This window comes from Streptomyces sp. NPDC001544, from assembly GCF_042894285.1.
In the GTDB taxonomy this organism is placed as follows: Bacteria; Actinomycetota; Actinomycetes; order Streptomycetales; family Streptomycetaceae; genus Streptomyces.
In genome coordinates this window covers 252,831-279,511 of the sequence record NZ_JBIAVN010000004.1, presented here as the reverse complement: position 1 = coordinate 279,511, position 26,681 = coordinate 252,831, and the positions used below count along the sequence as shown (strand labels likewise).

Here is a 26,681-nt window from a genome sequence, read left to right as displayed (position 1 = left end):
CCTCAGCGTCACGACGGAAGGCCGGTTGCGAACTGGCCGCGAAGCCGGCGGAGCAGGGGAACCTTGGGGGGGCAACCCCCAGTATGCAGAGGCCTGTTGGCTGGATGTCGGTGATGGACAGGGCAGGCGAAGCTCGTCCGTATGACGAAGATCAAGCGAAACGCAGCCCTGTTCGCCGCCTCAGCCGCCGTCCTGAGCCTCGCCGCACCCGCCGTCACAGCGTCCGCTTCAACGGCCGACGACACCAGGCCACCACACCTCCACTGGACGAAGTGCGAGGGAACAGGTCTCGACCCGCGACAGCGGTGCGCGACCATCGAGGTGCCGATGGACTACGCCGATCCGCACGGCGAGAAGATCACCCTCGCGTTCTCCCGCATCCCCGCCGAGAACCCGAGGACCCGCCGCGGTGCCCTCTTCCTGATCCCCGGCGGACCCGGTGGCGGCAGCCTCGACCAGCCCACCAGCAAGGGGCAGAAGCTGCCGCAGGAAGTACGGAACGCCTACGACCTGATCGGGTTCGATCCCCGCGGGTACGGCCGCTCGACGCCGGTCGGCTGCGGCTTCGAACGAAGTGATCTCGCCCGGACCAAGCTCCTTCCCTGGCCCGCCCCCGACGGCTCCATCAAGGCGAACATGGCCACCGCGCGCCGGATGTCGGAAGCCTGCGCACGCAACGGCGGCCGGCTGATTCGGCACATCAGCAGCGCCAACGAGGCACGCGACCTCGACCGCATCCGGGCGGCGCTCGGCGAGCGGAAGATCTCCGCCTGGGGCGTGTCGTACGGGACGTACATCGGCGCCGTCTACAACCAGCTGTTCCCGGACCGCACCGATCGTTTCGTGCTGGACAGCAACGACAGCCCCGACACGCAGGTGGAGCGGGCCTGGTTCGCCGCATACGAGGTCGGCGCCGAGGACAACTTCGCCCAGTTCGCCGAGTGGGCGTCCCGGCCGGGCAGCCCCGAGCGGTTGGCCGGGACCCCGGCCCAGGTACGTCGTCTCTTCCTCCGCCTCGCCGCACGCCTCGACCGAGCCCCCCTCCCATGGCCCGGCGCCAACCCGGAAGAGCTCAATGGCAACGTGCTTCGCCAGACGATGCTGGACAGCCTCTACGACCCCGACGACTATCCCGCCCTGGCCAAGCTGATCCTGGCCGCCCGGAAGGGCACCGTGCCGCCCGCGCCCCAGGCACCGCCTGAGCCGGTCATGCAGAACGTCACCGCGGTCATTGCCGCCACCGTCTGCAACGACGTCGCCTGGCCCAGGTCCGCGGCCGCGTACGAGAAGGAGGTCGCCGAGAGCCGCGTCAAGTTCCCGCTGACCGCGGGGATGCCGAGGAACGCGGCGATGTGCGCCGCCTGGCCGTACCCGTCACAGGAGCCCGCGGTGCGGATCACCGACCGTGGCCCTTCCACCGTCCTCATGGTCCAGAACCGGCACGACGTGGCCACCCCCCTCAGCGGCGCCCTCGAACTCCGCCGGGCCCTCGGCCGGCGCGCCGTCATGGTGACGGTGAACTCCACCGGCCACGAGGCCTACCTCGCCAACGGCAACGCCTGCGGCGACCGGACGGTCTCCCGCTTCCTGGCGACGGGGGAGCGGCCGGGGCGGGACATCGTCTGCGACTAGGCGCCACCGCTCATCCCGACGCCCCCATGGCTCCCGGGCATGGGGGCGATTCCCGTCGCCGCGGCCTACTCTCCCTTCGGCCCCGCGTGCTGCACCACCTCGAAGGACCAGAGGGTCGAGCCGGAAGCCGCCGGCTTGGGCCGCTCGGCGCCCTCACCGCCGCCCTGGTGCGCGGACTTCATCGGCCCCTCCATCCACGCCTGGAAGGACTCCTCGTCCCGCCAGCGCGTGTACACGAGGTACTGGTCGGTGCCCTCGACGGGGCGCAGCAGTTCGAACCACTCGAAGCCGTCGGAGCCCTCCACGGCGTGCGCCCGCGAGGCGAACCGCTTCTCGAGGGTCTCGCGCTGCTCGGCGGGAACGGTCAGTACGTTGATCTTGACTACGCTCATGGACCCCATCCTGCCTCCTCATGCGCGACAGCGCTCAGGCGGCGGTGGGGCCCGACGAATGCGCCCCGCAGGTGTCGACGGGCCGGGGCCTGGGGGGCGGCACGGGGCTGCCCCTGCACCACCCCACAGCAACCTCAGAAAATTACCGAACTCACGTACAACCCTTACTTCCCGCCGCAGGTCTCCTGATCGCCGACCGCTCCCGTGCTCAGCACGCATCGCCGCACCGCCGAACGGTCGCACCCCATCGACTGCGGATGCCCCGCCAGGCGTCCCCCGCATGCAGCAGGAGACCCCGCATGCACAGACCCCTGCGACTCGCCCTCGCGACGGCCACCGCGGCCGCGCTGACGGGCGGTCTGCTCACCTTCGCGGCCACGACCGCCTCGGCCGCGGACTCCACCACGGTCGCGAAGGCCGACTTCAACGGCGACGGCATCGGCGACGTGGTGACCTCCGCCCCCACCGCCTACGTCAGCGGCCACAAGGGCGCCGGCCAGGTCGTCGCGCTGTACGGCTCCGCCTCCGGCGTGACCTCCGCCAAGCGCACCACCCTCAGCCAGAACACCGCCGGCGTCCCCGGCACCGCCGAGGCCGGCGACGGCTTCGGCGCGGAGCTGGCCTACGCCGACTTCAACGGCGACGGCTACGACGACCTCGCCGTCGGCTCCCCGTACGAGAAGGTCGGCACCGACACCAACGGTGGCGCCCTCGCCATCCTGTGGGGCTCCGCGAGCGGCCTCACCGGCAAGAGCATCGACGTACCCGACCCGGCCACCGGCTCCCACGACTACTGGGGCAAGGACCTCGCCGCCGGCGACTTCGACGGCGACGGCAAGGCCGACCTGGCCGTCGGCAGCTCCTCCAACACGCTCTACGTCTACAAGGGCGGCTTCAGCACCTCCGGCACACCGGGCGGCCGTACGACCGTCAAGCCGCCCATCGAGACCGGCAGCAACGACTCGCCGTTCGGTCCGATGAGCCTGACCGCCGGTGACGTCAACGGCGACGGCCGCACCGACCTGATCGTCGACGGGTACGAGACCAGGACCTCGTCCCACTGGAACACCAACTACTGGCTGCCCGGCACCGCGAACGGCCTGAGCGTGTCCGGCGCCAAGGCCCTCAAGTCCGGCATCATCACGGCCGTCGGCGACATCAACGGCGACGGCTTCGGCGACATCGTCAGCGGCGCCTCCTGGGACGCGAAGGACAGCGACGGCACCACCATCCCGGACAGCGCCAAGGGCGGCCGGGTCGCCATCACCTACGGCACCGCGTCCGGCCCGGGCCCCGTCAAGTCCGTCAACCAGGACACCGGCAACGTGCCCGGCACCGCGGAGACCGGCGACGGCTTCGGCTGGGACCTCGACCTCGGTGACGTCAACGGCGACCACTACCAGGACCTCGTCGTCAGCTCCCCGAACGAGGACATCGACGGCGTCAGCAACACCGGCCAGGTCACCGTCCTGTACGGCTCCGCCACCGGCATCAACACCACCACCGGCGCCCAGGCCTTCTCCCAGAACACCGCGGGCGTCCCCGACGGCGACGAGAAGGACGACCTCTTCGGCGCCGACGTCAAGCTCGACGACGTCACCGGCGACGGCAAGGCCGACCTGGTCGTGGGCTCGTACGAGAACGGCGGCGACGGCGCGCTGACCTACCTGCCGTCCAACGGCACGAAGATCACCGCGACCGGCTCCCGCGCCGTCCCGGCGAGCGCCGTGGGCGTCTCGACGACGGGCAGCCCGCAGTTCGGCGCCCTCTTCGCCGACTGAGCCGCCGTACCACCCCGCTCTCACCCGCGGGGGACGGGCCCGCAGCCACCCGCCGGGCCCGTCCTCCGCTCCGCACAGGAAAGTCCCCGCCTTGCGCAAGTGCACCCTCCTGCTGGCCGCCACCCTCACCACCGGCCTGCTCACCGCTCTCCCCGCCACCCCGGCCACCGCCGCGCCGTCCCGCCTGTCCGGTGACTTCAACGGCGACGGCTACCGGGACGTCGCCATCGGCGCCTCCGGCACCCAGGTCGGCACCGCACAGCTGGCCGGCGCCGTCGTCGTGCTCTACGGATCCTCCTCCGGCGTCTCCGCCGCCCGCCGGACCGTGATCACCCAGAACTCCGCCGGCGTCCCCGGCACGGCCGAGGAACTGGACGGCTTCGGCAGCAGCCTGGCCGCCGGCGACCTGGACGGCGACGGCTACTGTGACCTCGTCGTCGGCGCCCCCCGCGAGGGCATCGGCGACCGGGACGGCGTCGGCTCCGTCACCGTCCTGTGGGGCGGCCCGTCCGGCCTGTCCGGCGGGGCCTCGCTGCCCCAGCCGTCCACACTCGCCGAGTGGGGCGGCTACGGCTCCGGTCTCGCGGTCGGCGACTTCGACGGTGACGGCAGAACCGACGTCACCGTCACCGGCCAGAGCCGCACCCGCCTGTACCGGGGCCCCTTCGCCCGCACCGGCGCCCCGGCGAGCCACACCTCGATCAGCGAGGTCGGCTCCACCTACGAGGTCACCGCCGGCGACCTCAACGGCGACGGCACGGCCGAGCGCGTGTACCCCTACACCCTGGACAGCGACGAGGGCGGGGTCATCGGCTACTTCACCTGGACCGGCACCAAGTACGCCCTGAAGGACCTGCCGAACGCCGACGGCTTCGCGGGCTCGGTCGCCGACATCAACGGCGACGGCTACGGCGACCTCGTCCTCGGCGACCACCAGGACCCGTCCCCGTACAAGAAGTCCGGTCACAAGGGCGGCCAGATCAGCGTCTGGTACGGCGGACCGAACGGTCCCGACCCCGCGCAGCAGCCGACGGTGGTCGACCAGGACACCGCGGGCGTGCCCGGCACCGGCGAGACCGACGACTTCTTCGGCGGCGCGATCGCCACCGGCGACATCAACGGCGACGGCTACGCCGACGTCGCGGTCGGCGCCCTGGGCGAGGACGTCGGCTCCGCACGGGACGCCGGCTCCGTGACCGTCCTGTTCGGCTCCGCGTCCGGCCTGAGGACGTCCGGCTCCGTGTCCTACACGCAGAACACCTCGGGCGTCCCCGGCACGGCCGAGTCCGGGGACGACTTCGGCCAGGCCGTCCGCCTCGTCGACCTCGACAGGAACGGCAAGGCCGACCTCGTCGCGGGCGCCGGCGGCGAGAACGGCCACGGCGCCGTCACCGTGCTGCGCGGCTCCGCCACGGGCCTGACCACCACGGGGGCCACGTCCGTCACCGCCGCCGACGTCGCCCTCAAGGGCAACGGCGACTTCGGCTGGGCCATCGCCCAGTGACCCACCGCCCGCTCCGCTCACGTCAAGGAAACCCCATGCGCCTCCGTGCCACCGCCGCCGTTCTCGCCGCGGCCCTGGCCCCCCTCGTCCTGACCGCCCCGGCCGCCCACGCCGCCGGGACCGCCGCCCCGTACGACTTCAACGGCGACGGCCGCGTCGACCTCGCCGTCGGCGCGCCCGGCGCCACGGTCGGCGGCCAGGCGAAGGCGGGCGCCGTGTCCGTCGTGTACGGCAGCCCGACCGGCCTGAAGACCTCCACCCGCACCCTGCTCACCCAGAACACCGCCGGCATACCCGGTTCCGCCGAGGCCGGCGACGCCTTCGGGGCCGCCGTCGCCTCCGCCGACCTGAACAAGGACGGCTACGCGGACCTCCTGGTCGGCGCCCCCGGCGAGGACACCGACGGCGACACCAACGACGGCACGGTGGTCATCGTCTGGGGCTCCTCGTCCGGCCTCTCCGGCGCCCGTACGCTCATCGACTACTGGCCCGAGGACGCGGACCGCTACGGCCAGGCACTGGCCGCGGGCGACCTCGACAACGACGGCGACACGGATGTGGCGGTCGGCTCCACCGGCCCGGTCAACCTGTCCTTCATCAAGGGGCCGATCACCAAGTCCGGCGCATTCAACGGCGGTTCCGGCGGGTTCCTGGACGCCTACTCGGACTCCTACGGCGTCACCTCCCTGTCCCTGGGGCCCGTGACGTCCTCCTCGCACACCAGCCTGGTGCTGCACGGGCGCCGGCCCGGCACCGACGACGCGATCACCCACCTGGCCGACCCGTCCATCGCCAACTACGCCGACTGGATGCGGAACCTCCCCGCCGGCTACGTCTCCTCGATCGCCGACATCGACCACGACGGGTACGCGGACATCGCCGTCGGCAACGAGCACGAGACCTCCGCCGACCCGGCCGGCGCCAAGGGCGGCAAGGTCACGATCGTCTACGGCGGCCCCGACGGCCGCGACACCTCCCGCGCCCCGTTCGTCGTCACCCAGGACACCAGCGGCGTCCCCGGCGCCGCCGAGACGGGCGACGCGTTCGGCAGCAGCGTCTTCCTGGGTGACCTCAACGCCGACGGCTACGCGGACCTCGCCGTCGGTGCGTCCGGGGAGGACTCCGGCGCCGGCGCGGTGACCGTCCTGTACGGCTCGGCCTCCGGGCTGAGGACGACCGGCGCCAAGACCTTCACCCAGAACACGGCGGGCGTCCCCGGCACCGCCGAGCAGGGCGACCGCTTCGGCGCCCGCGTCCTGCTCGCCGACCACTCCGGCGACCACCGCCCGGAACTCACCGTGGGCGGTCCGGGCGAGAACTCCGGCGACGGCTCGGTCTGGTCCCTGCCCGGCACCTCCACGGGCCCGACCACGACCGGCGCGCTGAGCTTCGGCCCGGCGGCCACCGGCGTCTCCACGGCGGGCGCGCCGGCCTACGGATCGGTCCTGGGCGGCTGACCAGGGCACGGCCGGCGACCGCACCCCCTGGGGGGAGCAACTTGCTGCCCCCTAGGGGATGTCACAGCTCGGCAGCAAAGCCGGTTCCGGACGCCGGGCCCGGCACGTCACTCTGCGGGACCGGGTACGTTCGAAGACGTGGCTGGATTCAGGATCGGACGCGGGGGCCGGGACAACCGCGCCCCGCAAGGACAGCAGGCCCCGCAGGGATCGTCGCACGGCCGGCAGGCCCCGCAGGGACCGTCGTCGTACGGCCGGCAGGCGCCGCAGGGACCGTCGTACGGTTACCCGCCGGCGCCGCAGCCGTACCCGCAGCAGCGGCCGCAGTACGGCGGTGGCGCGGGCGGACACGGTCAGTGGCCGCAGGCGGGCGGCGGTTACGGGGGCCAGGGCGGCGACGGGCCGGAGTACTTCGGCGACGGCGGCGGCTACCCCGGTCGGGGCGGCGCCCCCGACCCGTACGCGGCCGACAGCCCGGGCCACACCCAGGCCTTCTCGATCGACGAGGCCGCCTCCTACACGCAGGGTGAGACCTACCACGCGGGCGCCGCGGCCCCGTCCGGCCCGATCGGCCCGCCCCTGCACTGGAAGGAACTGCTGCGGGGGATCGTCCTCTCCCCCGACCAGACCTTCCTCCGGATGCGCGACTACACGATGTGGGGCCCGGCCCTCATCGTGACCTTCCTCTACGGTCTCCTCGCCGTCTTCGGCTTCGACGGCGCCCGTGCGGACGCGATCAACGCCACCCTCTCCAACGCGGTGCCGATCGTCCTGACGACGGCCGTGGCGATGGTGCTGTCGGCCTTCATCCTCGGCGTGGTCACCCACACCCTGGCCCGCCAGCTCGGCGGCGACGGCGCCTGGCAGCCCACGGTCGGCCTCTCCATGCTGATCATGTCCATCACGGACGCGCCCCGTCTGGCCCTCGCCATGTTCTTCGGCGGCGACGCGGGCTTCGTCCAGCTGCTGGGCTGGGCCACCTGGATCGCCGCGGGCGCCCTGCTCACCCTGATGGTCAGCCGCTCCCACGACCTGCCCTGGCCGAAGGCCCTCGGCGCGTCGGCGATCCAGCTGATCGCCCTGCTGTCGATCGTGAAGCTCGGCACGTTCTAGCCGACCGGGCGGCACGACACGCGAAGGGCCCCGGCTGGAGGACAGCCGGGGCCCTTCGCGCGTGGTGCGGGTCAGGTGCCGTGGAAGCCGTGGAATCCGTCGTCCTCCTCGGCCGGCGCCGGCGGGGCGTACTGCCGCAGCTCCCCGTCCCGGATCATCCACAGGCGGAAGAACCACTCCTCCTGATCCATGATCAAGAGCTGTACGGCACCGGGAACCCGCCAGGGCGTCCCGGCGAACCGTTGCCGGAGCGCGTCGAGGTCGGCATGGTTGAGAGCGCCGGCCCAAACCTCGCATTCGGGGTTCTTCGCGCCACCCCATCCGGCATCCGGCCCCGTGATCAGCCGCAGGGAACCGACGCCGACAGCGCCCGGTTGCCGCCGCCGCGGCGCCTCGTCCCGAAGCCAGTCGCTCAGCGCCTCGACGTTCCTCCAGTCCGAGGCGTCGGCGCAGACCATCACATTGGCCACCCAGCTCACGGACCAGCCCCCCATCCCGCCGTCACGGGCAGCTCAAAGCGCTTCCCGGTTCTCCTTGGGCGCCTCGCCCGACCTGCTCACCGGAGGCAGGACACTCCACGGGAAGTTGATCCAGTCATCGGTCCGCTTCCACACGTACTCGCACTTCACGAGGGAGTGGGACTTCTCATAGATCACGGCGGACCGCACCTCGGCGACGGTGTCGCGGCAGAAATCGCGCACCAGCTTCAGCGTCTTCCCCGTGTCGGCGACGTCGTCGGTGATGAGCACCTTCTTGTCGGAGAAGTCGATGACGTTCGGAACGGGAGCGAGCATGACCGGCATGGGAAGCGTGGTCCCCACACCGGTGTAGAACTCCACGTTGACGAGGTGGATGTTCTTGCAGTCGAGGGCATAGGCCAGCCCGCCGGCCACGAAGACCCCGCCGCGCGCGATGCTCAGCACTATGTCGGGTGCGAACCCGTCGTCGGCGATGGTCTGCGCCAGCTCACGCACGGCCGTGCCGAACCGCTCGTAGCTCAGGTTCTCCCGCACGTCACTCATGCTGCGGCCCTCACACCTGCGTCCGGTGGAAGTTCTTGAACGACCGCGAGGCGGTGGGCCCGCGCTGCCCCTGGTAGCGGGATCCGTACCGCTCGCTGCCGTAGGGGAACTCGGCCGGCGAGCTGAGCCGGAACATGCACAGCTGCCCGATCTTCATGCCCGGCCAGAGCTTGATGGGGAGCGTGGCGAGGTTGGACAGCTCCAGGGTCACGTGCCCGCTGAACCCGGGGTCGATGAACCCGGCGGTGGAGTGCGTGACGAGCCCGAGCCGCCCGAGGGAACTCTTCCCCTCCAGCCGCGAGGCGAGATCGTCGGGCAGCGTGATGACCTCGTACGTCGAGGCGAGGACGAACTCCCCGGGGTGCAGGATGAACGGCTCGTCGCCCTCGGGCTCCACGAGCCGGGTGAGATCCACCTGCTCGATGGAGGGGTCGATGTGCGGGTACCGGTGATTCTCGAACACCCGGAAGTACCGGTCCAGCCGCACGTCGATGCTCGACGGCTGCACCATGGATTCGTCGTAGGGATCGATCCGCACCCGTCCGGCGTCGATCTCGGCCCGGATGTCCTTGTCTGAGAGAAGCACGTCCCGAGGATACGCAAGGCGCGCGGAGCCGTGACAATCGTGACGGTTCCACGCGCCGAGGTACTGCTGTCCGCTGCCTGCTGTCCGCTGCCGCGGCTACCGCTTCTCGAGAGCCACCGGTACGGCATTGCGCAACCGGGCACACCGTGGACACCGGACGAGCCGACCGGGGCCGAGTCGCTCGGCCTGCTGCATCGGGAACGAAGCGGTGCTGAACACGTGCCCATCGGCACAGCGGACGACGGTGCGTTCCATCAAGTCCAAGAGTCCCTTCCCCAAGAGCCGCGTCCGGCTGACTGCCCTGACGACAAAAGCCACATTAGGGCATCAAAGAGACGACCCTCCAGGCGGCACTCCGCCCCCACCGGGCCCCTGGGTCACGCCACCACGCTACGCCCCAACTCAGTTCCCCCGCACCCGGATCCCATGCCGGCGGACATCCCCGAAACACCTGCGGCTCCAGCACACAGGTCTGCGATGAGGTACAGTGAGCGAGCGTTCGGACACGGCCCCGATCCGGGTCCGTCCGTCTTACGCGGGTGTAGTTTAATGGTAGAACATCAGCTTCCCAAGCTGAGAGCGCGAGTTCGATTCTCGTCACCCGCTCCATGCTGAAGGCCCAGGTCAGAGACCTGGGCCTTGTTGTTGTGCGCTGCGATCACCCGCCGCGTGCCAGATTCGTGCCAGAAGGCTCGTCGGGGGCCTTCCTGGCTACAGCGGCCCGAGCCTTCCGGACGGTGGCGTCGAGGCCGGCGGCAACCTCTTCCTGGCGCTCGTCGTCGGAGTGCTGGTAGATCAACGCGGCCTTCTCCGACGACTGCCCCGCACGGACCATCGTGTCCTTGAGAGTGGCGCCGGAGCGGGTGGAGAGCGTGTGACCGGTGTGCCGGAGGTCGTAGAACCGGAAGCCCTCTGGCATGCCGACGACCTCACGCGCCCTGCGCCACCTCCGACCGAAGGTGCTGCGACGGAAGGGCGCCCCCTTCTCCCCCACGAAGAGCAGCCCATCGGGCCCCGGCTCGGCGTACGACTCCAGGTGCCAACGGAGCTCCCGGCGGAGGAACGCGGGAAGAATCACAGTCCGGGTTCCGGCCTCACTCTTGGTCTCACCCTGGACGCGTCGCCCGTCCATCCGCTCCGGCTCGGCGAGGCGAACGCGGATGCGGAGGGTGTCCAGGTCGACGTCCCGGCGACGAAGGCCTGCCAGCTCTTCCGGCCGCATCGGACCGTAGGCGCCGAGGTAGACCATGAGCCGCCAGCGCATCCCCACGGCTTCGGCGAGAGCGTCGACCTGGGCGACGGTGGCGATACGGCGCTCGGCAGCCTTCTCCTTACCGGCCCCCTTGACCCGGCACGGGTTGCGCTGGATCAACTCGTCGTCGTGGGCGTCTCCATGATGGCCTTGAGAAGTCGGTACGCCTTGGCAGTCATCGTCTTGGCACCCGTGACGCGGAGCCGTTCGGCGCGCCACTCACGGACGCGCGGAGCGGTGATCTCGTCCAAGTCCGAGTCAGCGAAGGCGGTCAGGTGCTTGTCGAGGAGGTAGCGATAGAGGTCCTGAGTGAGTGGGGCCAACTCGCGTTCCTCCACCCAAGCAGGACGGCCATGCATTCGTAATTGGCGACGAAATCGACGTCGATCTCAAGCTAGGTCACTATCCAGTCGATGAAAAGCACACATACCTGCATGTGCAGATTGATGGAGATGACACGGACGGCAGGTCGTCCAGCGTTACGTCTAGGAAGCTTGATCATGGCCCCATTTTTGACTCACCCTTGGTGATAGGCGCAGGACAGTCACGCCGCTTCGTCTGCGCTTCGGATAAGACCATTAATAGGCTATCGCACCATGATTGCCTTGAGCGCGCATTCGGCGGCGGGGATCGCAACTGTTACCTATCCATCGGATTAATCTCGATCAACAAGGCGGCCTTTAAGGTTCAGCATTCACATACGATTCCATTCAGGGACACTCTGCGCGCTCTCAAACTCCCTAGCCGCATACCAGTTCAAAAAAGGATTTTGAGCTGGGCACGGACGAAACAGTGAACGTGCTCACACCCGTCGACTAGAGGGAGGTTGTCGAGCTGGCAGCAGCGAGCCAAGAAATTGCCGCTTGGCGGAAGGTGCCGGAGCAGACGCCGTCACCGCCAGGGAGGCGTAGGAGTACCGTCCGGATCGAGCCCGTGACGCCACTCCGGTGCAGTCGAAACCCATTCCTCTGTCATAGGGGAGGGATCTGTGTAGCCAGCATCGGCAGCTTGACGAAGGAGATGCTCGGCCCCCTGTTGATTTCCGGCCTGCTGCCGCATGCGCGCCAGCTTAACTAGCACGAAGCGATTTCCTGCATCAGCGGCCGCCCACGCGATGGCTTCGGCCTCCTCAGTATCCCCAGCTTCTTCACGCAGACGCGCCAAGGTGTCCAAGGCGATGACGTGGCCAGCATCAACTGCACGCCGCAGCAGTCCTTCAGCGCCCTCCCTGTCACCAGCCTCCATCCGCAGTTGGGCCAGATCGAGTAACACAGCGGTCCGGCCAGCATCAGCTGCGCGCTGCAGCAGTTCCTCTGCACCGTCCCTGTCCCCAGCCCTCATCCGCTCTGTTACCAGACGGTCTAAAGCTGAGGTGTGACCAGCATCAGCTGCGCGCCGCAACAGTCCCTCTGCACCCTCAGCATCTCCAGCCGTCATCCGAAGCCGCGCCAGAGCTAACAGGGCTGAACTGTGGCCCGCGTCAACTGCACGCCGCAACAACTCCTCTGCACCCTCCCCATCCCCAGCCCTCATCCGAAGCCGCGCAAGATCATCCAGGACGAAGGTGTTTTGAGCGTCCACCGCATGCCCCAGCCGATTCTGAAAGCCAGCCTCACAAACCCCGTCCATGAGCCAGGGCATATCTCCGAGGGTTACGGTGTGGCCCGCTTCGACGGCGCGCCACGCTGCCTCTTCGGCACCCTCCCGATCTCCAGCTTGCTCAAGCAATCGCGTCAGACCAAGCAGTGCATAGGGAAGGTCAGCATCAACCGCGCGCTGAAGCAGATCCGTCGCTTCCTCCGGGTCTCCAGCTTCCTGTCGCAACCGAGCCAAATCGACTAGCGCCGGGGGATAACCGACATCAACTGCACGCCGCAACAGTCCCTCAGCACCCTCGGCATCCCCAGCCGTCATCCGAAGCCGCGCCAGAGCCAACAGGGCTGAACTGTGGCCCGCGTCAACTGCACGCCGCAACAACTCCTCTGCACCCTCCCCATCCCCAGCCCTCATCCGAAGCCGCGCAAGATGGACTAGAGCCTCAGCACTCCCCGCCTTGGCGGCAGCGTCATAGAGATCGTGGGACCACTGCAGACGCTGCATGTGTTCGGCTTCTTGGGCGACATTCCTGAGGTCGTTGGGGCTTGTTAGGTGGGTATATGCCGCGTGCCAGAACGAGGCCGGGGGACATAGTCGCCGTCGAGCGGTGCGGCCATGTTGTTCGAGATAGTCGGCAAGCCGAAAGACTGGTCCCATTCCGGCCGGTGAAGTCTCGGTGGCGGGCTGTGTCGACCTGCCGGGCGGGCGGCGGGCCGGACGTGCCCCAGTACGACGAAGGGGAGCCTGCTTGCCGTGGACGGGCTGTGCGAGGTCGGCGTAGGCGGCCTCAGCCCAGTCCTCGCTCAACTCATCGAATTCGTCGTCGCTGAGGTAGTCCGTAGCCGCGTCGGTCAGGAAGGCTTGTGGCAGGTGCAAGCCGACACCCAGTCGGCGAGCGTCCATCGCCGCCTCCAACAACGCTCTAGTCGGCGGTACGGCCTGTTCGTAGCGGCGAAGCAATTCCGGGGCACCCGCTAGATCCTGGGCGACCCGACCTGTGGTGCGGGCACGGGTGAGGGCATCTGCCAACAGCGCGTCGCCCGCCTCCGCCAGGGTTGTGGCCGTGCGCAACGCCTCTTCATCGAAAGTGTCAGGGACGGTGACCATGCATCCGGAGAGAAGCTCCCGGACTCGACTGTGCAGATCCGACCTACCCGGCTGGGGAACGGTGGTGTAGGTCTGGGCGTACTCGGGCCAGAGAGTGCCTAGGACGAGGACCGGCCCTCGCCCGTGGTCGGTCAGGAGGGCATGAAGGCCGGCTGCGACTCGTTCACCGGCGCTCGGATCCCCAAGGTAGTGCTGCGCCTCGTTCAGCCAAATAACCGTCCGCGGGGTCACACGGGCGAGGTCTTGTAGGGCGGCCTCCACCCGGGTCGGATCGAATGGGTGCCACAGCAACCAGCCCTGGTCAGCGAGAAGCTGGACTGCCTCCCAACACGCCCGCGTCTTCCCTGCTGACGAAGAACCCACGAGGACCATCATCCGACTCCGGCCCTGCATTGCGTCATTCACGGCGCTGGTCAGAAGCTGGTCGTGGTTCCTCCTCACGTAACCTGGCAGCACCAGTCCGTCCGCCAGAGCGGTCCCTTGAACAGCCGGGCCAGATGGGTGGACCTCCAGGGCGTAGGGGTTCCACTCTGCGATCGGCTTGCCGGGCCCCAAATCGTTCTGGGGGGCGACCGCGTCCTCACCCGCGGCGGTCCGTCGCAGATCGAGCAGTTCATTCTCCGACAATTTCAGCGCCCGGGCTAGCGCCACCACGCTCTCCGCCGATGGAACAGGTCCGCCGTCCTGAAATGCGGACTGCACCGTCGTCCGGCCCAATCCGGCCCGGGTTGCGAGCTGCGTCTTATTCAGCCTGGCTTTTGCTAGTCCGTCTGCCAACCGTGCCCGCAGCTCCATCAGCGCTGCCCCACGACTCACTTGCTTGCCCTGCACATCCCCCTCCGTCCCCGTGTTCGCCTGTGTGCACCCGTGTTCGGCCGCACCTCGGCGCCCATCCGCCGGACGACCTTGGGACACGTCAACGCCCCGGACTTCTCACAGGAGTTGCCGTGTCTGTCATCGCCATTGTCCTCCTCGCTACCGCAATCGTCGTCGTCATCGCCTTGTTGGCGGCGGCCGGCGCAGCCACACTCGCTCACTTCGATGGCGCCACCTGGGCCACCGTCGTGACCCGCGCCGCCATCACCTTCGCTGCTGTCCTTGCCCTCGCTGCTGCGCTTACTACTGCCTTCGCTGAAACTCTCACTGACATCACCCGGTGACATCAACAGCCTCGGACGGCGATGGTCGCGTGCAGGCCGTAGCGACCACGCCGCTACCAGGTTGAGGTGGTTCTACCAGGAGATACCGAGGTTCGGGCCGAACGTCGCCGAGATTGATCATGGTCTGGCTGGGTCAGGCTGGAACTCTGCAACCGCACCAAGCCTGAAGGTTGTCTAGCAGGCATGGACCTGTTGTCTTACTTGGCCCAAAGGCCGTATGCCCTGGCTCAAGTGCGTAGGAGCGCTCGCCGACGAAAGAGCGCTTTACGGATGGGTGCCGCGCTGGACCGACGCCGGGAGCGCGTCAGGAGAGCCGACCGTCTTCGACGACGGGGGCTGGTGGCCCTGATGGCGATGGGAGGCCTTGCAATTGTGGTCGGCCTCCCATGGCTTATCTGGCGCGGCCCCTATGTCCTGGATGCCAAGTACATCGATCGCAAAGCTCTCGGTGAAGGATCAGCAGCCCTCGTCACCGGCCTGCGTACCGCTCTGGTCGCGGTTGTTGCTGCTCTCGGTGCGGGTATCGCCCTGCTCTACACCGCCCGCACCTACCGTCTCACCCGGCGCGGGCAGATCACCGACCGCTTCACCAAAGCTCTTGAACGGCTGGGCTCGCCCGAAATCTACGTCCGTATCGGTGGCATCCTCGCCCTCGAGCAGATCGTGCAGGACGCCCCCGAACAGGCAGCCACCGACGCGGCCGAGGTCCTCGGCCACTTCATCCGCCACCGGGCTCCTAAAGCCCGACGTCAGAACGACCCCGACCGCGGCGGCCTTCCCAATGAACTGGAGGCAGACGTACAGGCAGCGCTCACAGCACTCACCCGAGCAGAGTCACGCACCCACGTCGACCCACGCCAGCAGCTCGATTTGCGTGGGCTTCACCTCGCTGGTGCACGTCTGAAGGCCGCAGATCTCACCTACGCCGACCTGCGCATGGCGGATCTAACGGGGGCCCACCTGACCGGGGCGACGTTGACGGAGGCCACTCTGATCAGGACGACTCTGGCGAAGGCGACCCTTTTCGAGGCGACGTTAACAAGGGCTGACCTGGCCCACGCCACGTTGACGGACGCCAATCTGCGCAGGGCGGATTTGACGGAGGCCTACCTGGTACAGGCAACGCTGACGGGGGCCAAGTTCGGCAAGGCGACTTTGACGGAGGCTGTCCTGAAGGAGGCGACTCTGACGAAGGCCGCCCTGCCCGGGGCAACGTTGACGGGGGCCGACCTGTCCGGGGCTGACCTCTCCGCAGCAATCCTTACGAGGGCCGACCTGTCCAGGGCAGTTACGACAGACATCGTGACTGACAAGCGCACGAAGATGCCAGAGGGGTGGGCCCCTGAGGCGTAGCGGTGGCGGATGACGGTCGGATCGGCGGATGCCCCGGCATCGCCGACGAGGAGATCATCCGTGCCGCCTGCGACCTGCTGTCCGACCCCAGCCGCTCGATCACCTCGATCACTAAGCTGATCGGCGACTCGCCGGGCACGCTTTACAACCATCCCGGACGTGCGCGGGCTGTCCGAGTGGGAGTGGCTGGGGTACAGAAAGCGCCGCTGAGACAGTCACTCCTTGTGGTGACGGGCCGCGCGTGGTGCCGCCCGCCGGCCGGGCGAGGTCCTGAAGCCGTCGGACAGGTCGAGATGGAAGGTGGAACATGGAGCCGTCGGGGTCCAGCCTCGCGCAGGGCGCGTTCGATGGCCTGGACAACGTCGGATGGCAGTACCGGTTCGGCCTCTCGCCTGCTTCAGTTGTTCAGGTGTGGCTGGTCGGTAGTGACCAAGAGCGTTGTCCCCGGGGTGTGCGCATACTCGACCGCGAACGTGCACGGCGACCAGGCCAGGCCATGGAAGTAGGGAGGCCTGCGTCGCAGCCGCCAACGGTAGGCCGTGGCATCGGCAACCATGCGCCGTGCGCCCTTACGCCCCAGTGCCATGACTCCCCCTGTGGTACGGACGATGCTAGCGACTCCGGCTCTGCCGTCCGTAGGAGGCAGGCGTGCCAGACCCGTGCCAGATCGTGCGGGGAACCAGGGGGAACACCGGGTAGCAACCCGAGGAGCGGCCAAGCGTCGGCAGTGCTCCTGTCCAGGTCAGCCAGGCAACGTTCCGTAGATCACCTCAGCTTCCCAAGCTGAGCGCGCCCGCCGCCTGGCCACGGGCTCCGAGGAGTCAGAGAAGGTCCTGCCAGAAGGCCAGCGTCGCTCGCGGGTTCCAGCTCTCGTCGACCTCGCCCCGCGTTTCGTCGAACTCCTGGTGCATGTAGTCGGCCAGGTTCAGGCCGTAATAGCTGATGTCGGTCTGCCACATCGAGAGCACCGGATGCCCGAAGCTTCCCCGGCCGGCAGGCAGGTATCGGTAGGCATCCACGGGCACCAGCACCGGAGCCTCCGCCAGAGGATGCCGCGCCGTGTCCAGCGCCGCCGTCTCGTCGGCTGGACGTTCACCCCAGCCCTCGTACCAGACCCCGTTGTGCCCAACGTCGAGTAGAACACCCTCGACCGGCCAATCGAGCTGTCGACGAAGACTGTCCAGATCGCCGCCGCGCCACTCCGGCCACGGCCTGGACCAGGTCTGCCCGTCCTCGGGAGGGACGTTGACCGGAAGCCCGGCCGCAAGGAATGCTCGGTGGTCGTCCGCGAACTCGAAGCCGTACTCACGCTCGATGCGCGTGAACTCGGCGTCCGTCAGCCCAGGCTCGAACGTATAGATGCCTGTCTGTGCCAGGCGACTTGCGGCCTCCCCACCCAGGCGTACTCCCTCATTGCTGATCAACGCCGCACGCTAGCGCCGACCGCAGCCGACCGTCACCCGAGTAATGCGCGGGCTCCGTCTCAGTTTCCCTCTCAGTCAGCAGCGTTCATGCTCGTTCAAGGGAGACTCGCCCGCGCATACGGCCCGACCGTCAGCCGCCCATGAACGCAGGTGAACGCCCCTGCACGCACCCCACCACCCCACCACCCCACCAACACAGTTGGAAAGCGTGCGTCTGCTCGGTGCGCGGCCGGCGCTGGCGGGTCTCTCCTTGGCCATCGACGAAGCCCGACCGTTGGTTAGGCCCCGGGTCGTGCCCGGGCCACCCCCAACAGAGCCGGGGATGCAGCTGCTCTACAGAGTTGGACACCTCGGAAGCCGACCGCGCGTCTGAGACCCTAGCCGTGAGCACTGACAATGCGCCTCGCGAGCAGAGCCCTTGACGCCACGCGTCCGCACCACAAGCGCACCAGATCGAGCGGGGAACAGCGGGGAACCACGGTGAAAGCGGTCTGGCCCGGCAAGGCCTCACCGTGAATGTTCGCACAGGTCAGCGCCTGAACCGGCCGCAAATGCTCGCAGCTTCCCGAGCTGAGAATGTCCGTCGCCACGGCTATCCCTCGTCCTGCTCAGGCCCCCTGGAACTTCGGCGGCACGGGTTTGAGCCACACGCAGGAAGCCCAAGATTGCAAGCATGAGCAGCTGGGGAGATCTGGCGGGCCAGACAGCCAGTGCACTCATAGGGACGTTGGCCGGCGGCGCCATCACGGTGCACGTCGCACGCTGGCAAACCGCAAGGGCCATCGAGGCCCAAGCTGAACTCGCTGCCTCTCAAGAAGCCGCCAACAGCGCGTTAGCCCGCCGACAATGGACGCAGCAGCGCACTGCCGAAGCCGCGCAACGACTGCTAGAACGGCTCGCAGAGCTTTACGCATGGCTACCATCACTGCCAGACCTGTCCCTGGAAGAACCTCGATTGAGCCTGCAGGCTCGTGAGCGTTGTGCGACAGCCTTGGACTTGATCCGTCAAGGCATGCAGACCGACCTTCTCTCCATAGGAGACGATCGCGTTCGCGACCGGTATAGGACTCTCGTGCGGCTGTGCTTCGACGTCGGATGGCGCGGCGTCGGCCAACACAACCGCGAGCGCCACATTCGTGACGTACGCGGATACCTGCGATACGTCCAGTTCACCCTTGAGGCCGTGATCGACAACAGCGCCTTGCCGGATGACTGCGAGGAGCCGGTGCTTGCCCGGAGCGGAGACGCCCCCTGGCTACCTCCAGAGCTGCCCTGGCACTGGCAAGACCCAGCCGACGGCAGTTGAAGCCCGGCACGGCCTCAGTCGCTTCCCCCGGCACGGCCGGCCCGGCCTCCTCTGGTCGACAGCACCGACAGCTTGGCTGAAGCCAGTACGGGTGCAGCGAGGCATACCCGTGCGCGGTCAGTTGCCGCACCCGCCGTCGTGGCTGACTGTCGTCGGCTGAGGCTCGTGCCATTGCCGTGCCAGATACAGCGGTCAGCCACGGTCAACGGGGAGGTCTGGCGGACAAGTTGCTGGGCATCTCACCAGTCATCGAAGCCCCAGATCACCGGCACGATGCCCCAGCCTCTCTCTCCTAAGGTGGTGCTCAGCTTCCGTCCTGCAGTGCGCCGCTGATCTCCAGGAGGCGCCCCTCGGGCAGAGCGAATGCGTTGCTTGGGTTTCGGTAGGAGTGCCCACCGTCGTTGATCCAGATGCCGCCTGCCGACCTCCATCGAGCGGGAGCCCACTGGCCCTGGTTCTCAAGGAGCATCCTTGAGACCTCGGCGGGCTCTTCGATCAGGGTGAGAGCAGCAAGCGCAGTGGTGAGAGCCGCGGCTGCATCGTCGGGAAGCAGTGCGTCGCCGAGTGTGGGGAAGAGCAGCAAGAGACGGGCGTCAGCATCACCAATGCCTTCTGTTGCCGACTGCCGAGCAGCGGACAGCAGTTCCGGCCAGGCCATGCCGGGCCCCATGAAGTGACCGTCGACCACGGCGAGGGTTTCCGCTTCGGACCAAGCCGGCTGATGGATCAGATAGTCCACGCCCCATTCGTCCACGAAGTTGCGGTAGACAACGTAGATGGTGTGACCGGAGCGCAGCGGCACGCTGAACACCGGCCACTCATGCTCGGCGGACAGTGTGCGATACAGCTCCATGGCCGCATCCCAGTCGGCGCCGAACGCGGCTCGTTGTGCGTCCTCCCCACGCAGACAGGAGCCGAGGTGCACAGGCCAGAACAACGGGTCGTCCAGGTAGGCGTCGCCCCGGACCAAGAGGCCGCCTTCGTATCCGGGGATCTTGAACATGTGCAGATGATGGCACGCGGGACAGTCACGGCGTCAGGAGCGAGATTCGGCCCTCATCCGTCTCAGTTTCCGTCTCATTCAGCGTCGTCCACAGCCGTCCAGACGAGACCGTAGGCGGTAGCCGCTCAGACGATCGACCGCACATGAACGCAGGTGAACGGCCCCGTCCGAAGCCCCCGAGGGCGCCGCCACAGTTGGAAAGCGTGCACCGCTCGGCTGACAAGCCATTCGTGCTCTGAGGCGGATGGGACACACTTTTGTGGCGTGCACACGTGCGCCCCTGATGCGCCCCATCTTCATTCGCTATCTTTCAGCGCCTGACAGGAATACGGCAACAGCACACCCTGTGAGGGCGGCGATGGCTGAGACCGATCAAGACGTGTGCGAAGGTGCTCTTGCCGAGTATTCCGCACTCAGAAGTGAGATCACCACTCGGATCAACTTGCAACATCAGATGCTAGCACTTCACATGACCGCCGTCAGCGTCGTATTCTCCGTAGCGCTGTCGGGAAGAGACCGGTGGCCGGTTCTCTTGACAATACCCTTCATCTCATACACATCCAGCGAGATCCTGGCGTCACTCTTCCGCGCAGTCGAGGGCATAGCGAAGTACATAGATGAGGAGCTAAGCCCAAAGGTGCCTGGTGGGCTGGGATGGGAGTCCTGGCTGGTCCACCAAAGACCTGATAGTGAAGCGCGCAGACTGACGCATCCGTACTACCTGTTGTTTCCCGGTATTTCCATCATCTCTTTGGCTGCCGTCGGTCCTTTTGCATGGGTCGGTCGAGTAAATTCCCGTGAACTCGGAGTTTCGTTCTGGGTAGTGCTCTCCGCCTGGCCCTTGGCAACCGCCTTTGCCTTTCTTTCTTTCAAAGCCGTCCGAAGGCTACGGGCGCCGTTCTGAATGGTGCGCTGCCGGAGGTCGTTCGGTCCGGGCACAAAGGCCGAGGAAACCTGGGAGCGTTCGCTTTCCTGGATAGCTGACGTGGTGAACGGCCGTTGTGCATCCGCCCTACGACGGCCTACCGGAGGCGCCACGGGCGGCGCTTCCGTCCGGTCTTGGATCCGTCATCCGGTCCCTTGATCGCTACCCTGCGCCGCCGGCGGCCTGGAGCGGCCGTGGAAGGAAGCCACCCAGATGGCGGTGGCCAGGGTGAGCGCCCCCGCCAAGCCCATCACGGTGCCGGTGGCCAAGCTCGCGGCTCCAGCTGCTGCACCCAGCACGACGGGAGCCACTCCCTGGAGCGTCATGATGCCTGAGCCGAGCAGGCCAAAGGCCTGACCGTGAAGCTCCTGCGGCAGCGACTCCAGGAACGGCCGTTGCAGGCCGAGTTGATACGCGAAGGCGCCGCCGGCAACCAGCAGCAGCACGGTCGCCACGTCCTCGCCGGGTTCCAGCGCGAAACCCAGCACGGCCAGCCCCATCAGCGCGGTCAGTGGCACCACCAGCCGCTCCCGGGTGCGCGGGGCCAGCAGCCTGCCCACCACCAGGTCGCCCGACAGCATGCCCACCGGCAGCGCGGCCATCAGCAACCCGTAGGCCCCGGCGGGGAAGTGGCGCTGACCGGCATAGGCCACGATCAGCCCCTCGGCCCCGCCCGTGAACGAGGACGGCAACCACTGCGCCAGCAGCAGCCGTCGTACCGGGCGGGTCCGCAGCAGCTGGAGGTTGCCCGCCAGGCTGGCCCTGACCACCGTGCCGTCGGCGGGCGACGCCGGCAACCGTGGCAGGCCCAGCCGGACTACGGCCGCCGCCACCAGGTGCAGCCCGGCCGCCGGCACCAGCGTCTGACGCGCGCCCAGGACCGCCACTGCCGCGCCGCCCAGGGCCAGGCCTGCCAGCTGGGCGGCGGAACCGGCGATGTTGTTGAGTGAGCGACCCAGCACGTAGGCGTCGCCCTCCAAGAACTCCGCCACCAGTCGGCCTGAGGCGCCGTGGAAGATCGGGCCGGGCAGCGCTGTCAGCGCGACCACTAGCAGGCTGACACCCACCGGTAGGTGCAGCAGCGCGACCAGCAGCGTCCCCGCAGCGCCCAGCAGGTAGCCGCCCGCGATCAGGCCACGCGGGGGCAGCCGGTCCGCCAGTGACCCCAGCAGCATCGAGCCAGGCAGGTGCGGCAGGAAGCCTGCCGCGAACGCGAGCGCGGACAGCAGTGGTGACGTGGTGGCGGCGTAGACCAGGACGGAGAAGGTCGTGATGCGCAACGTCTCGGCGATGACGGCGAAGGTGTGGCTGATGAATATCAGTCGAAACCGGGGCTCGCCGAGGACTTCGCCATAGCGGGTGCGCCGACCTGTCGCCGGGCCGCCGTCGGTCGAAGGCGGAGCGGGGGCTCGGGTCACGGCATCGGTCGAGGTCGGGTTGTCGGTCTCGCTCGCAGGGCCGTCGGTCCGTGCGGTCTCGGTCATGGCCCGCAGCCTGGCTCCGCGCCGGCACCGAAGCCCACTTCTACGTCCCAGGGCGTAAGGTCCTCGGACACGGCGGGCGTATCCTCCCGGCATGCTCCGCTTCGAGGTGGCCGCCGACGACCTGGCCCGCAGCCGCTTCGCCCTCTCCCCGGCATTCGAACTGTGCTGCCTGCTGCGCGCCCTCGCCTACGGTGAGCGCCCGCTGCCGCCTCCCTGGTCGGCACGGCTGCGGCCCGCCTTCGAGCAGTTGCGCCGCACCACCGCGCTCGACGCCGTACTCGCCCTGAACGTCCCCCGCGGGGGTGCGGACTTCACCGCACCACCGCCTTCCAGCCCGGCGCAGACCTGGGCCGAGGACCTCGCGGCCGTCCGTGACACCCCCGCCGCCGTCGCCCGCCGCGAGATCACCGCGCTGACCGCCGCCCACCCGGTGCGCGACCCGCGCGTGCGCGCCACGCTGGACGCCGAGGACGCGGTGGCCCGGCTCGCGGACGCACTCGACCGCGCCTGGCACGACCTGCTCGCCCCCGACTGGCCGCGAGTACGCGCAGTCTGCGAACGCGACGTGCAGCACCGGCTCGCTGTCATAGGCGCCCACGGCTGGGCAGCCACCGTCAGCGGCCTGCAACCAGGCAGCGCCTGGCGCCGCAGCGGCCTCGAACTCATGGACATCGCAGGGGAACACGAGCCTGTACGGCTGCACGGCGAGGGCCTGCTGCTGATCCCCTCCGTCTTCATCGGACCACGGGGCGCCTGCCACCACGAGGAGCCCTGGCCCAAGACCCTCATCTACCCGGCCCGCGGCACCGCCGCCCTCCTCGACACCGGCAGCGAGGCCCCGCCGGAGGCACTGGCGGCGCTGCTGGGACGAACCCGCGCCCTGCTCCTGCTGGAACTCGCCGCCCCATCGAGCACCACCCAGCTCGCCCGCAGCCTCGGCCTCGCCCCGGGCGCGGTTGGCGACCACCTCACCGTGCTGCGCCGAGCCGGGCTGCTGGACCGTGCCCGCACCGGACGCTCGGTCCTCTACCGACGCACCCCGCTCGGCGACACGCTGGCGGCGGGAGCACTGCGGCACGACCAGTAGCGACCACGCCCGCAACGGCGGCCCACTCAGTGGGCCACTGGCGTGCCGCCCACGTCGGCCGGCATCGGTCGTGAGGGTGTAGTCGGGGTCTGGCGGTTTTCGAGATCGCCGGCACGGGATTCAGGCTCGGCCGCGCTCCTGTCCGAGCGCGACGAGACGTGAAGCGACAGCCGGGCCGCGGAACGAGCTATGCGCCCTCGTTGGCATCCCGCAGGGAATGGATCATGCTCTGCAGGATCCGGAACGCTTCTGACTGCTCGGTCTCGGTCAGGCCGGTCAGCATTCTGGCCTCGACGGACCGGACGGCTGCGCTGGCCTTCTCCAGGCTGCGTCGGCCGCGAGGCGTGAGTCGCGTGGGAAGCGCCTTCCCGACGGGTGGCTGCGCGGGCCTGGTCACGTAGCCGTCTCGCTCCAGGGCCTGGAGCAGCACGTTCATCGTCTGTCGTGTCACGAACGCGCCCCGCGCGAGCTCGGAGTTCGACAAGCCCGGTCGTTGCGCCAGCAGCTCGAGGCAGGAGTAGTGCGTCACGCTCATCCCGAGCGGCCGCAGCACTTCCTCCATGGCCACGCGGAGGGCGCTCGACGCTTCCTTGAGCAGGTAGCCCAGTGACGTCTCCAGGTCGACGCCGACACCTTCTTGACCCATGTCAGCATTCTGACATAGCTTGCCGCGTGTCAGAAAACTGACATGAAAAGAAGGAGCGTCATCATGCCCGCCACCGGCCCCGACTTCATCTCGCTCCAAGTGCGCGACCTCGACGCTTCGCAGGCGTTCTACGAGCGGTACCTGGGCCTCGTCCGCTCGCCGGCCGGGCCTGCGCATGCCGTCGTCTTCGAGACGAAGCCGATCGCGTTCGCGCTCCGCGACGTCATTCCCGGCACGGACCTCGCATCCGTCGCTCAGCCCGGCATCGGCGCCGCGATCTGGCTCCACGCCACCGACGTCCAGGCCATCCACGACGCGCTCGTCGACGACGGTCACACCATCGTCTCCGCACCGATCGACGGCCCCTTCGGCCGGACCTTCACCTTCGCCGACCCCGACGGCTACCAGGTCACACTCCACGACCGCGTCTGATCGGCCGAACGCCACCAGGCGCCACCAGACGATCACCAGCGGTTGCGCCCCGGGCTCGACCGGTGCTCGCTCGCTATGACTGCCTGCGCGGTTCCTGCTGCTTGGCCTTCGTGCGGGCGAGCCGGTAGGACTCTGCGCCGGCGCCCTTGGTCGTCAGGCGGGGGTGGCGGGCGATCTCGCTGCGGCCGTGGAAGACCACGAGGGTACGGTGCCGATCATGTCAGCCGAACGAGTCTGTCCACGCTGTGAGCAGGACTGCGTCCAGCCGTACCGCTTCAAGGCCGATGGGGCGTGCTTCCTGCTCTGCACCGAGTGCGACTCACTGTGGTGGCCCCACGAGACGGTCATCGTCGCTCGAGCCCACTTCCTCGATGATGTCGTCGCGGCACGCCTCGGTGTGGAGGGCAATCCATGGGGGGAACGTGTCTCGGCTGACGTCATTGAGCCGGCACCCGGACTCCTTTCCTTCGTTCGCTTGCCCGGGGCGCGCGGACGTGCGTAGATGAGCGGATGTCACAGGGGGTGCGGCGGCCGGCCGCCTTCGGTTCGGCCGCGTCGGTATTCGGGCTCGCGTGTGTGGGGGGAAGGTGGTGGTTGGGCGATTCCTGGGCCACCGTGGCCACCATGTGCTGCCTCGAGGTACTGATCGTTGCGGCCGTTGCCGGAACGCGGCGGGTGTTGCGGAAGCGGTAAAGCCTCCCGACAGGGCCCGGGTTCAGAGCTGGGCGACGGACATGGTCGACCAGTGCGGTCGGGACCGCGACGGCGGGCCGGCGACCGACGCCAACGCGACCGACGAGGCGGCCGAAGGCCTCGGGCCAGCCCCTCAGGAGGTTCCGCCCGCGCTCGCATGCGCGGCGAATCCCCCGCCCACGGTGTACGCGTGGCCGTCGGCCGTTCCCGTGACGGTGTAGTTGTCGTGCTTGGCGTCCCGGCCGCCCTGCTGGTGGTTGTACTGCCCGGCGAAGACCCACTGGCCCGCCGGGACCGTACGGCCGTCCTTGAGCGTCCAGGTGTAGACGAGGAAGCCGTTCTGCTCCTGGACGGTCTGGGTGAAGTCGGCCTCGGGCAGGGAGCGCCAGGTGCCGGTGGTGGCCACACCGCCGGTCTGGGCGATCTTCAACTGGACGGTGAGTGCGGTGAGTTTCCTGGTCGTCTTCAGGGAGACATCGCTCTCGGCCCAGAAGTCGTTGCTGTGCGGGCCCAGGGAGCCGTCCAGCCACAGCGGGCCGCTCCGTTCCGTGTGGGTCACGGGCGGCCGGGCGGAGGCTCCGGCGCTCGGCGACCGACCGGTACGGGCACTCGGCGCACCGGACGGCCGCGTGGTGCCCACGCCGGACGTCGGGGCAGCGGTGCGGACGGGCGGACGGCTCGCGGTCGCGTCCGGCGTGCGGGGCGTGGGGGAGACGGCGACCGTACGCTCCTGCGCCGGGGGGCCGTCCTTCACCGCGGACGCCACCGCGTACCCGCCGACGGCGAGCACCCCGGCGACCGCCGCGGTCGCGCTGACCACCCGTACCCAGCCCAACACCGGGGGCCGCGTGGCCCGGTGCCCCGCGGGGCGGGGCGGCGCGGCCATGCCGCGCTCCACGCGGGCCAGGATGCGCGCGCGGTCGGGTTCGTGGGCCCCGGCCGCCTCGTGCAGCCGGGCGCGCAGCTCGTCGTGCACGTCCTGCTGCCTCATCGGTTCCTTCCTCCGCTCACGGCGCCGCCCCGCGCCATCGCCGCGTGGATCTTCCGCTCACCGCCCTGGGTGCCGAGCAGCCGTTGCAGCTCGGCCATGCCCCGGGACGTCTGGCTTTTGACCGTGCCCACCGACACCCCGAGGGTGAGCGCGGTGTCCTTCTCCGAGAGGTCGAACGCGTGTCGGAGCACCACACATGCCCGTTTGCGGAACGGCAGCCTGCGCAGCGCCTCCTGGACGTCCACCACGCCCGCGACGTCCGGGGTCTCGACCTTCTCCTCGCGGTGCGACCAGAAGAGCGCGATCCGGCGGCGCTCACGCACCGCGTTGCGGATGCGGGTACGGGCCAGGTTGGCGACGACACCCCGGGCGTAGGCCACCGGGTGGTCGGCCGCGCGCACCCGGTCCCAGCGGTGCCACAGTGCCAGCAGCGCGTCCGCGGCCAGGTCGTCCGCGGCGTCCGGCTCACCCGTCAGAAGATGGGCCAGCCGGGAGAGTTCCGCGTAGTGCCGTTCGAAGAAGGCGTGGAACTCCTCGGAGGCTGCGTCGCCGACGACAGTGCCCACGGGTGACCTCTCCTCGGTGCAACTCTGCGAGTGCCATGCGAATGACATGCGGACATCCGGAGGATGCGCCCGGACGGAGATCCGGAAGAGTAGCAGTGATCGTTCGGTGAAGGCGTACGTGGGTTCGGACGGTGAGTGACCAGTCGGGCCCGGTGCCGGTACACGGAAA

The 26,681-nt window shown here is 68.8% G+C and carries 23 protein-coding genes, 1 tRNA gene and 1 pseudogene; 12 read left to right on the top strand and 13 right to left on the bottom strand.

The window, feature by feature from the left end; translation table 11 throughout:
* The first annotated feature begins 141 nt into the window (after positions 1-141).
* The gene (locus ACFY0F_RS14085) at positions 142-1,632 is read left to right on the top strand and encodes an alpha/beta hydrolase (protein ID WP_388792873.1); all 1,491 of its coding nucleotides are present in this window, start codon (positions 142-144) and stop codon (positions 1,630-1,632) included.
* Between the two features lie 65 nt (positions 1,633-1,697).
* On the opposite strand, the gene ACFY0F_RS14080 is transcribed toward ACFY0F_RS14085, so the two are convergent.
* A complete protein-coding gene (locus tag ACFY0F_RS14080; RefSeq protein WP_388792871.1) occupies positions 1,698-2,024 on the bottom strand; it encodes an antibiotic biosynthesis monooxygenase family protein in 327 nt (108 codons plus the stop codon).
* Between the two features lie 299 nt (positions 2,025-2,323).
* On the opposite strand from ACFY0F_RS14080, the gene ACFY0F_RS14075 reads away from it, so the two are divergent.
* From ACFY0F_RS14075 to ACFY0F_RS14060, 4 genes are all read left to right on the top strand, one after another.
* Positions 2,324-3,805, top strand: a complete 1,482-nt coding sequence (locus ACFY0F_RS14075; RefSeq protein WP_388792870.1) for an FG-GAP and VCBS repeat-containing protein — start codon at positions 2,324-2,326, stop codon at positions 3,803-3,805.
* Positions 3,806-3,896: 91 nt separating this feature from the next.
* Complete coding sequence (locus tag ACFY0F_RS14070) at positions 3,897-5,309, top strand: FG-GAP-like repeat-containing protein (RefSeq protein ID WP_388792868.1); 1,413 nt, start codon at positions 3,897-3,899, stop codon at positions 5,307-5,309.
* 35 nt (positions 5,310-5,344) lie between these two features.
* Positions 5,345-6,766, top strand: a complete 1,422-nt coding sequence (locus tag ACFY0F_RS14065; RefSeq protein ID WP_388792866.1) for an FG-GAP-like repeat-containing protein — start codon at positions 5,345-5,347, stop codon at positions 6,764-6,766.
* Between the two features lie 138 nt (positions 6,767-6,904).
* Positions 6,905-7,879, top strand: a complete 975-nt coding sequence (locus tag ACFY0F_RS14060) for a Yip1 family protein (protein ID WP_388792864.1) — start codon at positions 6,905-6,907, stop codon at positions 7,877-7,879.
* Between the two features lie 71 nt (positions 7,880-7,950).
* Here the strand turns inward: ACFY0F_RS14060 and ACFY0F_RS14055 are convergent, their stop codons facing one another.
* From ACFY0F_RS14055 to dcd, 3 genes are read right to left on the bottom strand one after another with little or no spacing between them, the layout of a single operon-like run.
* Positions 7,951-8,358: a squamosa promoter-binding protein 15 gene (locus ACFY0F_RS14055; protein WP_388792863.1), complete on the bottom strand. Its 408-nt coding sequence runs from the start codon at positions 8,356-8,358 to the stop codon at positions 7,951-7,953.
* A 33-nt stretch (positions 8,359-8,391) separates the two neighbouring features.
* A complete protein-coding gene (locus ACFY0F_RS14050) occupies positions 8,392-8,901 on the bottom strand; it encodes a phosphoribosyltransferase (RefSeq protein ID WP_388792861.1) in 510 nt (169 codons plus the stop codon).
* A gap of 10 nt (positions 8,902-8,911) precedes the next feature.
* A complete protein-coding gene (gene dcd, locus ACFY0F_RS14045) occupies positions 8,912-9,487 on the bottom strand; it encodes a dCTP deaminase (protein ID WP_388792859.1) in 576 nt (191 codons plus the stop codon).
* 535 nt (positions 9,488-10,022) lie between these two features.
* Between dcd and ACFY0F_RS14040 the strand changes: the two genes are divergently transcribed.
* Positions 10,023-10,096 (top strand) — tRNA-Gly (locus tag ACFY0F_RS14040).
* Between the two features lie 49 nt (positions 10,097-10,145).
* Here the strand turns inward: ACFY0F_RS14040 and ACFY0F_RS14035 are convergent.
* Together ACFY0F_RS14035 and ACFY0F_RS14030 are read right to left on the bottom strand one after the other, a co-directional pair.
* Positions 10,146-11,080 (bottom strand): annotated as a pseudogene (locus ACFY0F_RS14035) (tyrosine-type recombinase/integrase); the annotation flags it as partial.
* Between the two features lie 550 nt (positions 11,081-11,630).
* Positions 11,631-13,442 (bottom strand): tetratricopeptide repeat protein, encoded by a 1,812-nt coding sequence (locus ACFY0F_RS14030; protein WP_388792857.1) that lies wholly within the window; start codon positions 13,440-13,442, stop codon positions 11,631-11,633.
* A gap of 947 nt (positions 13,443-14,389) precedes the next feature.
* Between ACFY0F_RS14030 and ACFY0F_RS14025 the strand changes: the two genes are divergently transcribed.
* Positions 14,390-14,602 carry a hypothetical protein gene (locus ACFY0F_RS14025; protein WP_388792855.1) on the top strand — a complete coding sequence of 71 codons (213 nt, stop codon included), beginning with the start codon at positions 14,390-14,392 and terminating at the stop codon, positions 14,600-14,602.
* A 270-nt stretch (positions 14,603-14,872) separates the two neighbouring features.
* On the top strand, positions 14,873-15,955 hold the full coding sequence (locus ACFY0F_RS14020; protein WP_388792853.1) for a pentapeptide repeat-containing protein: 1,083 nt from the start codon (positions 14,873-14,875) through the stop codon (positions 15,953-15,955).
* Positions 15,956-16,776: 821 nt separating this feature from the next.
* Here the strand turns inward: ACFY0F_RS14020 and ACFY0F_RS14015 are convergent.
* Entirely contained in the window at positions 16,777-17,379 is a 603-nt protein-coding gene (locus tag ACFY0F_RS14015) for a hypothetical protein (protein WP_388792851.1), read from the bottom strand.
* Between the two features lie 673 nt (positions 17,380-18,052).
* Between ACFY0F_RS14015 and ACFY0F_RS14010 the strand changes: the two genes are divergently transcribed.
* Entirely contained in the window at positions 18,053-18,685 is a 633-nt protein-coding gene (locus ACFY0F_RS14010; RefSeq protein WP_388792849.1) for a hypothetical protein, read from the top strand.
* A 304-nt stretch (positions 18,686-18,989) separates the two neighbouring features.
* On the opposite strand, the gene ACFY0F_RS14005 is transcribed toward ACFY0F_RS14010, so the two are convergent.
* Positions 18,990-19,688, bottom strand: coding sequence for a hypothetical protein (locus ACFY0F_RS14005; RefSeq protein ID WP_388792847.1), 699 nt, complete (start codon positions 19,686-19,688; stop codon positions 18,990-18,992).
* Positions 19,689-20,046: 358 nt separating this feature from the next.
* Between ACFY0F_RS14005 and ACFY0F_RS14000 the strand changes: the two genes are divergently transcribed.
* A complete protein-coding gene (locus ACFY0F_RS14000; RefSeq protein ID WP_388792845.1) occupies positions 20,047-20,592 on the top strand; it encodes a hypothetical protein in 546 nt (181 codons plus the stop codon).
* 164 nt (positions 20,593-20,756) lie between these two features.
* Here the strand turns inward: ACFY0F_RS14000 and ACFY0F_RS13995 are convergent, their stop codons facing one another.
* Positions 20,757-22,097, bottom strand: coding sequence for an MFS transporter (locus ACFY0F_RS13995; protein ID WP_388792843.1), 1,341 nt, complete (start codon positions 22,095-22,097; stop codon positions 20,757-20,759).
* 91 nt (positions 22,098-22,188) lie between these two features.
* Between ACFY0F_RS13995 and ACFY0F_RS13990 the strand changes: the two genes are divergently transcribed.
* Positions 22,189-23,184: a winged helix-turn-helix domain-containing protein gene (locus ACFY0F_RS13990; RefSeq protein ID WP_388792841.1), complete on the top strand. Its 996-nt coding sequence runs from the start codon at positions 22,189-22,191 to the stop codon at positions 23,182-23,184.
* Positions 23,185-23,371: 187 nt separating this feature from the next.
* Here the strand turns inward: ACFY0F_RS13990 and ACFY0F_RS13985 are convergent, their stop codons facing one another.
* Positions 23,372-23,830 carry a MarR family winged helix-turn-helix transcriptional regulator gene (locus tag ACFY0F_RS13985; protein WP_388792839.1) on the bottom strand — a complete coding sequence of 153 codons (459 nt, stop codon included), beginning with the start codon at positions 23,828-23,830 and terminating at the stop codon, positions 23,372-23,374.
* Between the two features lie 63 nt (positions 23,831-23,893).
* On the opposite strand from ACFY0F_RS13985, the gene ACFY0F_RS13980 reads away from it, so the two are divergent.
* Positions 23,894-24,262 carry a VOC family protein gene (locus ACFY0F_RS13980; protein ID WP_388792837.1) on the top strand — a complete coding sequence of 123 codons (369 nt, stop codon included), beginning with the start codon at positions 23,894-23,896 and terminating at the stop codon, positions 24,260-24,262.
* 73 nt (positions 24,263-24,335) lie between these two features.
* Here ACFY0F_RS13980 and ACFY0F_RS13975 read toward each other — a convergent pair whose 3' ends face one another.
* The 3 genes from ACFY0F_RS13975 to ACFY0F_RS13965 all read right to left on the bottom strand — a co-directional run bounded on the left by ACFY0F_RS13975 (position 24,336) and on the right by ACFY0F_RS13965 (position 26,512).
* A complete protein-coding gene (locus tag ACFY0F_RS13975) occupies positions 24,336-24,461 on the bottom strand; it encodes a hypothetical protein (RefSeq protein WP_388792836.1) in 126 nt (41 codons plus the stop codon).
* 627 nt (positions 24,462-25,088) lie between these two features.
* Positions 25,089-25,946, bottom strand: coding sequence for a hypothetical protein (locus ACFY0F_RS13970; RefSeq protein ID WP_388792834.1), 858 nt, complete (start codon positions 25,944-25,946; stop codon positions 25,089-25,091).
* Entirely contained in the window at positions 25,943-26,512 is a 570-nt protein-coding gene (locus ACFY0F_RS13965) for a SigE family RNA polymerase sigma factor (protein WP_388792832.1), read from the bottom strand. Before ACFY0F_RS13965 ends, ACFY0F_RS13970 begins: the two co-directional genes overlap by 4 nt.
* Between the last annotated feature and the right edge of the window lie 169 nt (positions 26,513-26,681).

Coding starts and splice junctions, on each gene's coding strand:
- ACFY0F_RS13985 (WP_388792839.1), bottom strand. CDS start 23,830: ATGGGTCAAGAAGGTGTCGGCGTCGACCTGGAGACGTCACTGGGCTAC.
- ACFY0F_RS14050 (WP_388792861.1), bottom strand. CDS start 8,901: ATGAGTGACGTGCGGGAGAACCTGAGCTACGAGCGGTTCGGCACGGCC.
- ACFY0F_RS14065 (WP_388792866.1), top strand. CDS start 5,345: ATGCGCCTCCGTGCCACCGCCGCCGTTCTCGCCGCGGCCCTGGCCCCC.
- ACFY0F_RS14000 (WP_388792845.1), top strand. CDS start 20,047: ATGGCTGAGACCGATCAAGACGTGTGCGAAGGTGCTCTTGCCGAGTAT.
- ACFY0F_RS14075 (WP_388792870.1), top strand. CDS start 2,324: ATGCACAGACCCCTGCGACTCGCCCTCGCGACGGCCACCGCGGCCGCG.
- ACFY0F_RS13990 (WP_388792841.1), top strand. CDS start 22,189: ATGCTCCGCTTCGAGGTGGCCGCCGACGACCTGGCCCGCAGCCGCTTC.
- ACFY0F_RS14080 (WP_388792871.1), bottom strand. CDS start 2,024: ATGAGCGTAGTCAAGATCAACGTACTGACCGTTCCCGCCGAGCAGCGC.
- ACFY0F_RS14030 (WP_388792857.1), bottom strand. CDS start 13,442: ATGGTCACCGTCCCTGACACTTTCGATGAAGAGGCGTTGCGCACGGCC.
- ACFY0F_RS13980 (WP_388792837.1), top strand. CDS start 23,894: ATGCCCGCCACCGGCCCCGACTTCATCTCGCTCCAAGTGCGCGACCTC.
- ACFY0F_RS13970 (WP_388792834.1), bottom strand. CDS start 25,946: ATGAGGCAGCAGGACGTGCACGACGAGCTGCGCGCCCGGCTGCACGAG.
- ACFY0F_RS14020 (WP_388792853.1), top strand. CDS start 14,873: ATGGGTGCCGCGCTGGACCGACGCCGGGAGCGCGTCAGGAGAGCCGAC.
- ACFY0F_RS14085 (WP_388792873.1), top strand. CDS start 142: ATGACGAAGATCAAGCGAAACGCAGCCCTGTTCGCCGCCTCAGCCGCC.
- ACFY0F_RS14010 (WP_388792849.1), top strand. CDS start 18,053: ATGAGCAGCTGGGGAGATCTGGCGGGCCAGACAGCCAGTGCACTCATA.
- ACFY0F_RS13995 (WP_388792843.1), bottom strand. CDS start 22,097: ATGACCGAGACCGCACGGACCGACGGCCCTGCGAGCGAGACCGACAAC.
- ACFY0F_RS14005 (WP_388792847.1), bottom strand. CDS start 19,688: ATGTTCAAGATCCCCGGATACGAAGGCGGCCTCTTGGTCCGGGGCGAC.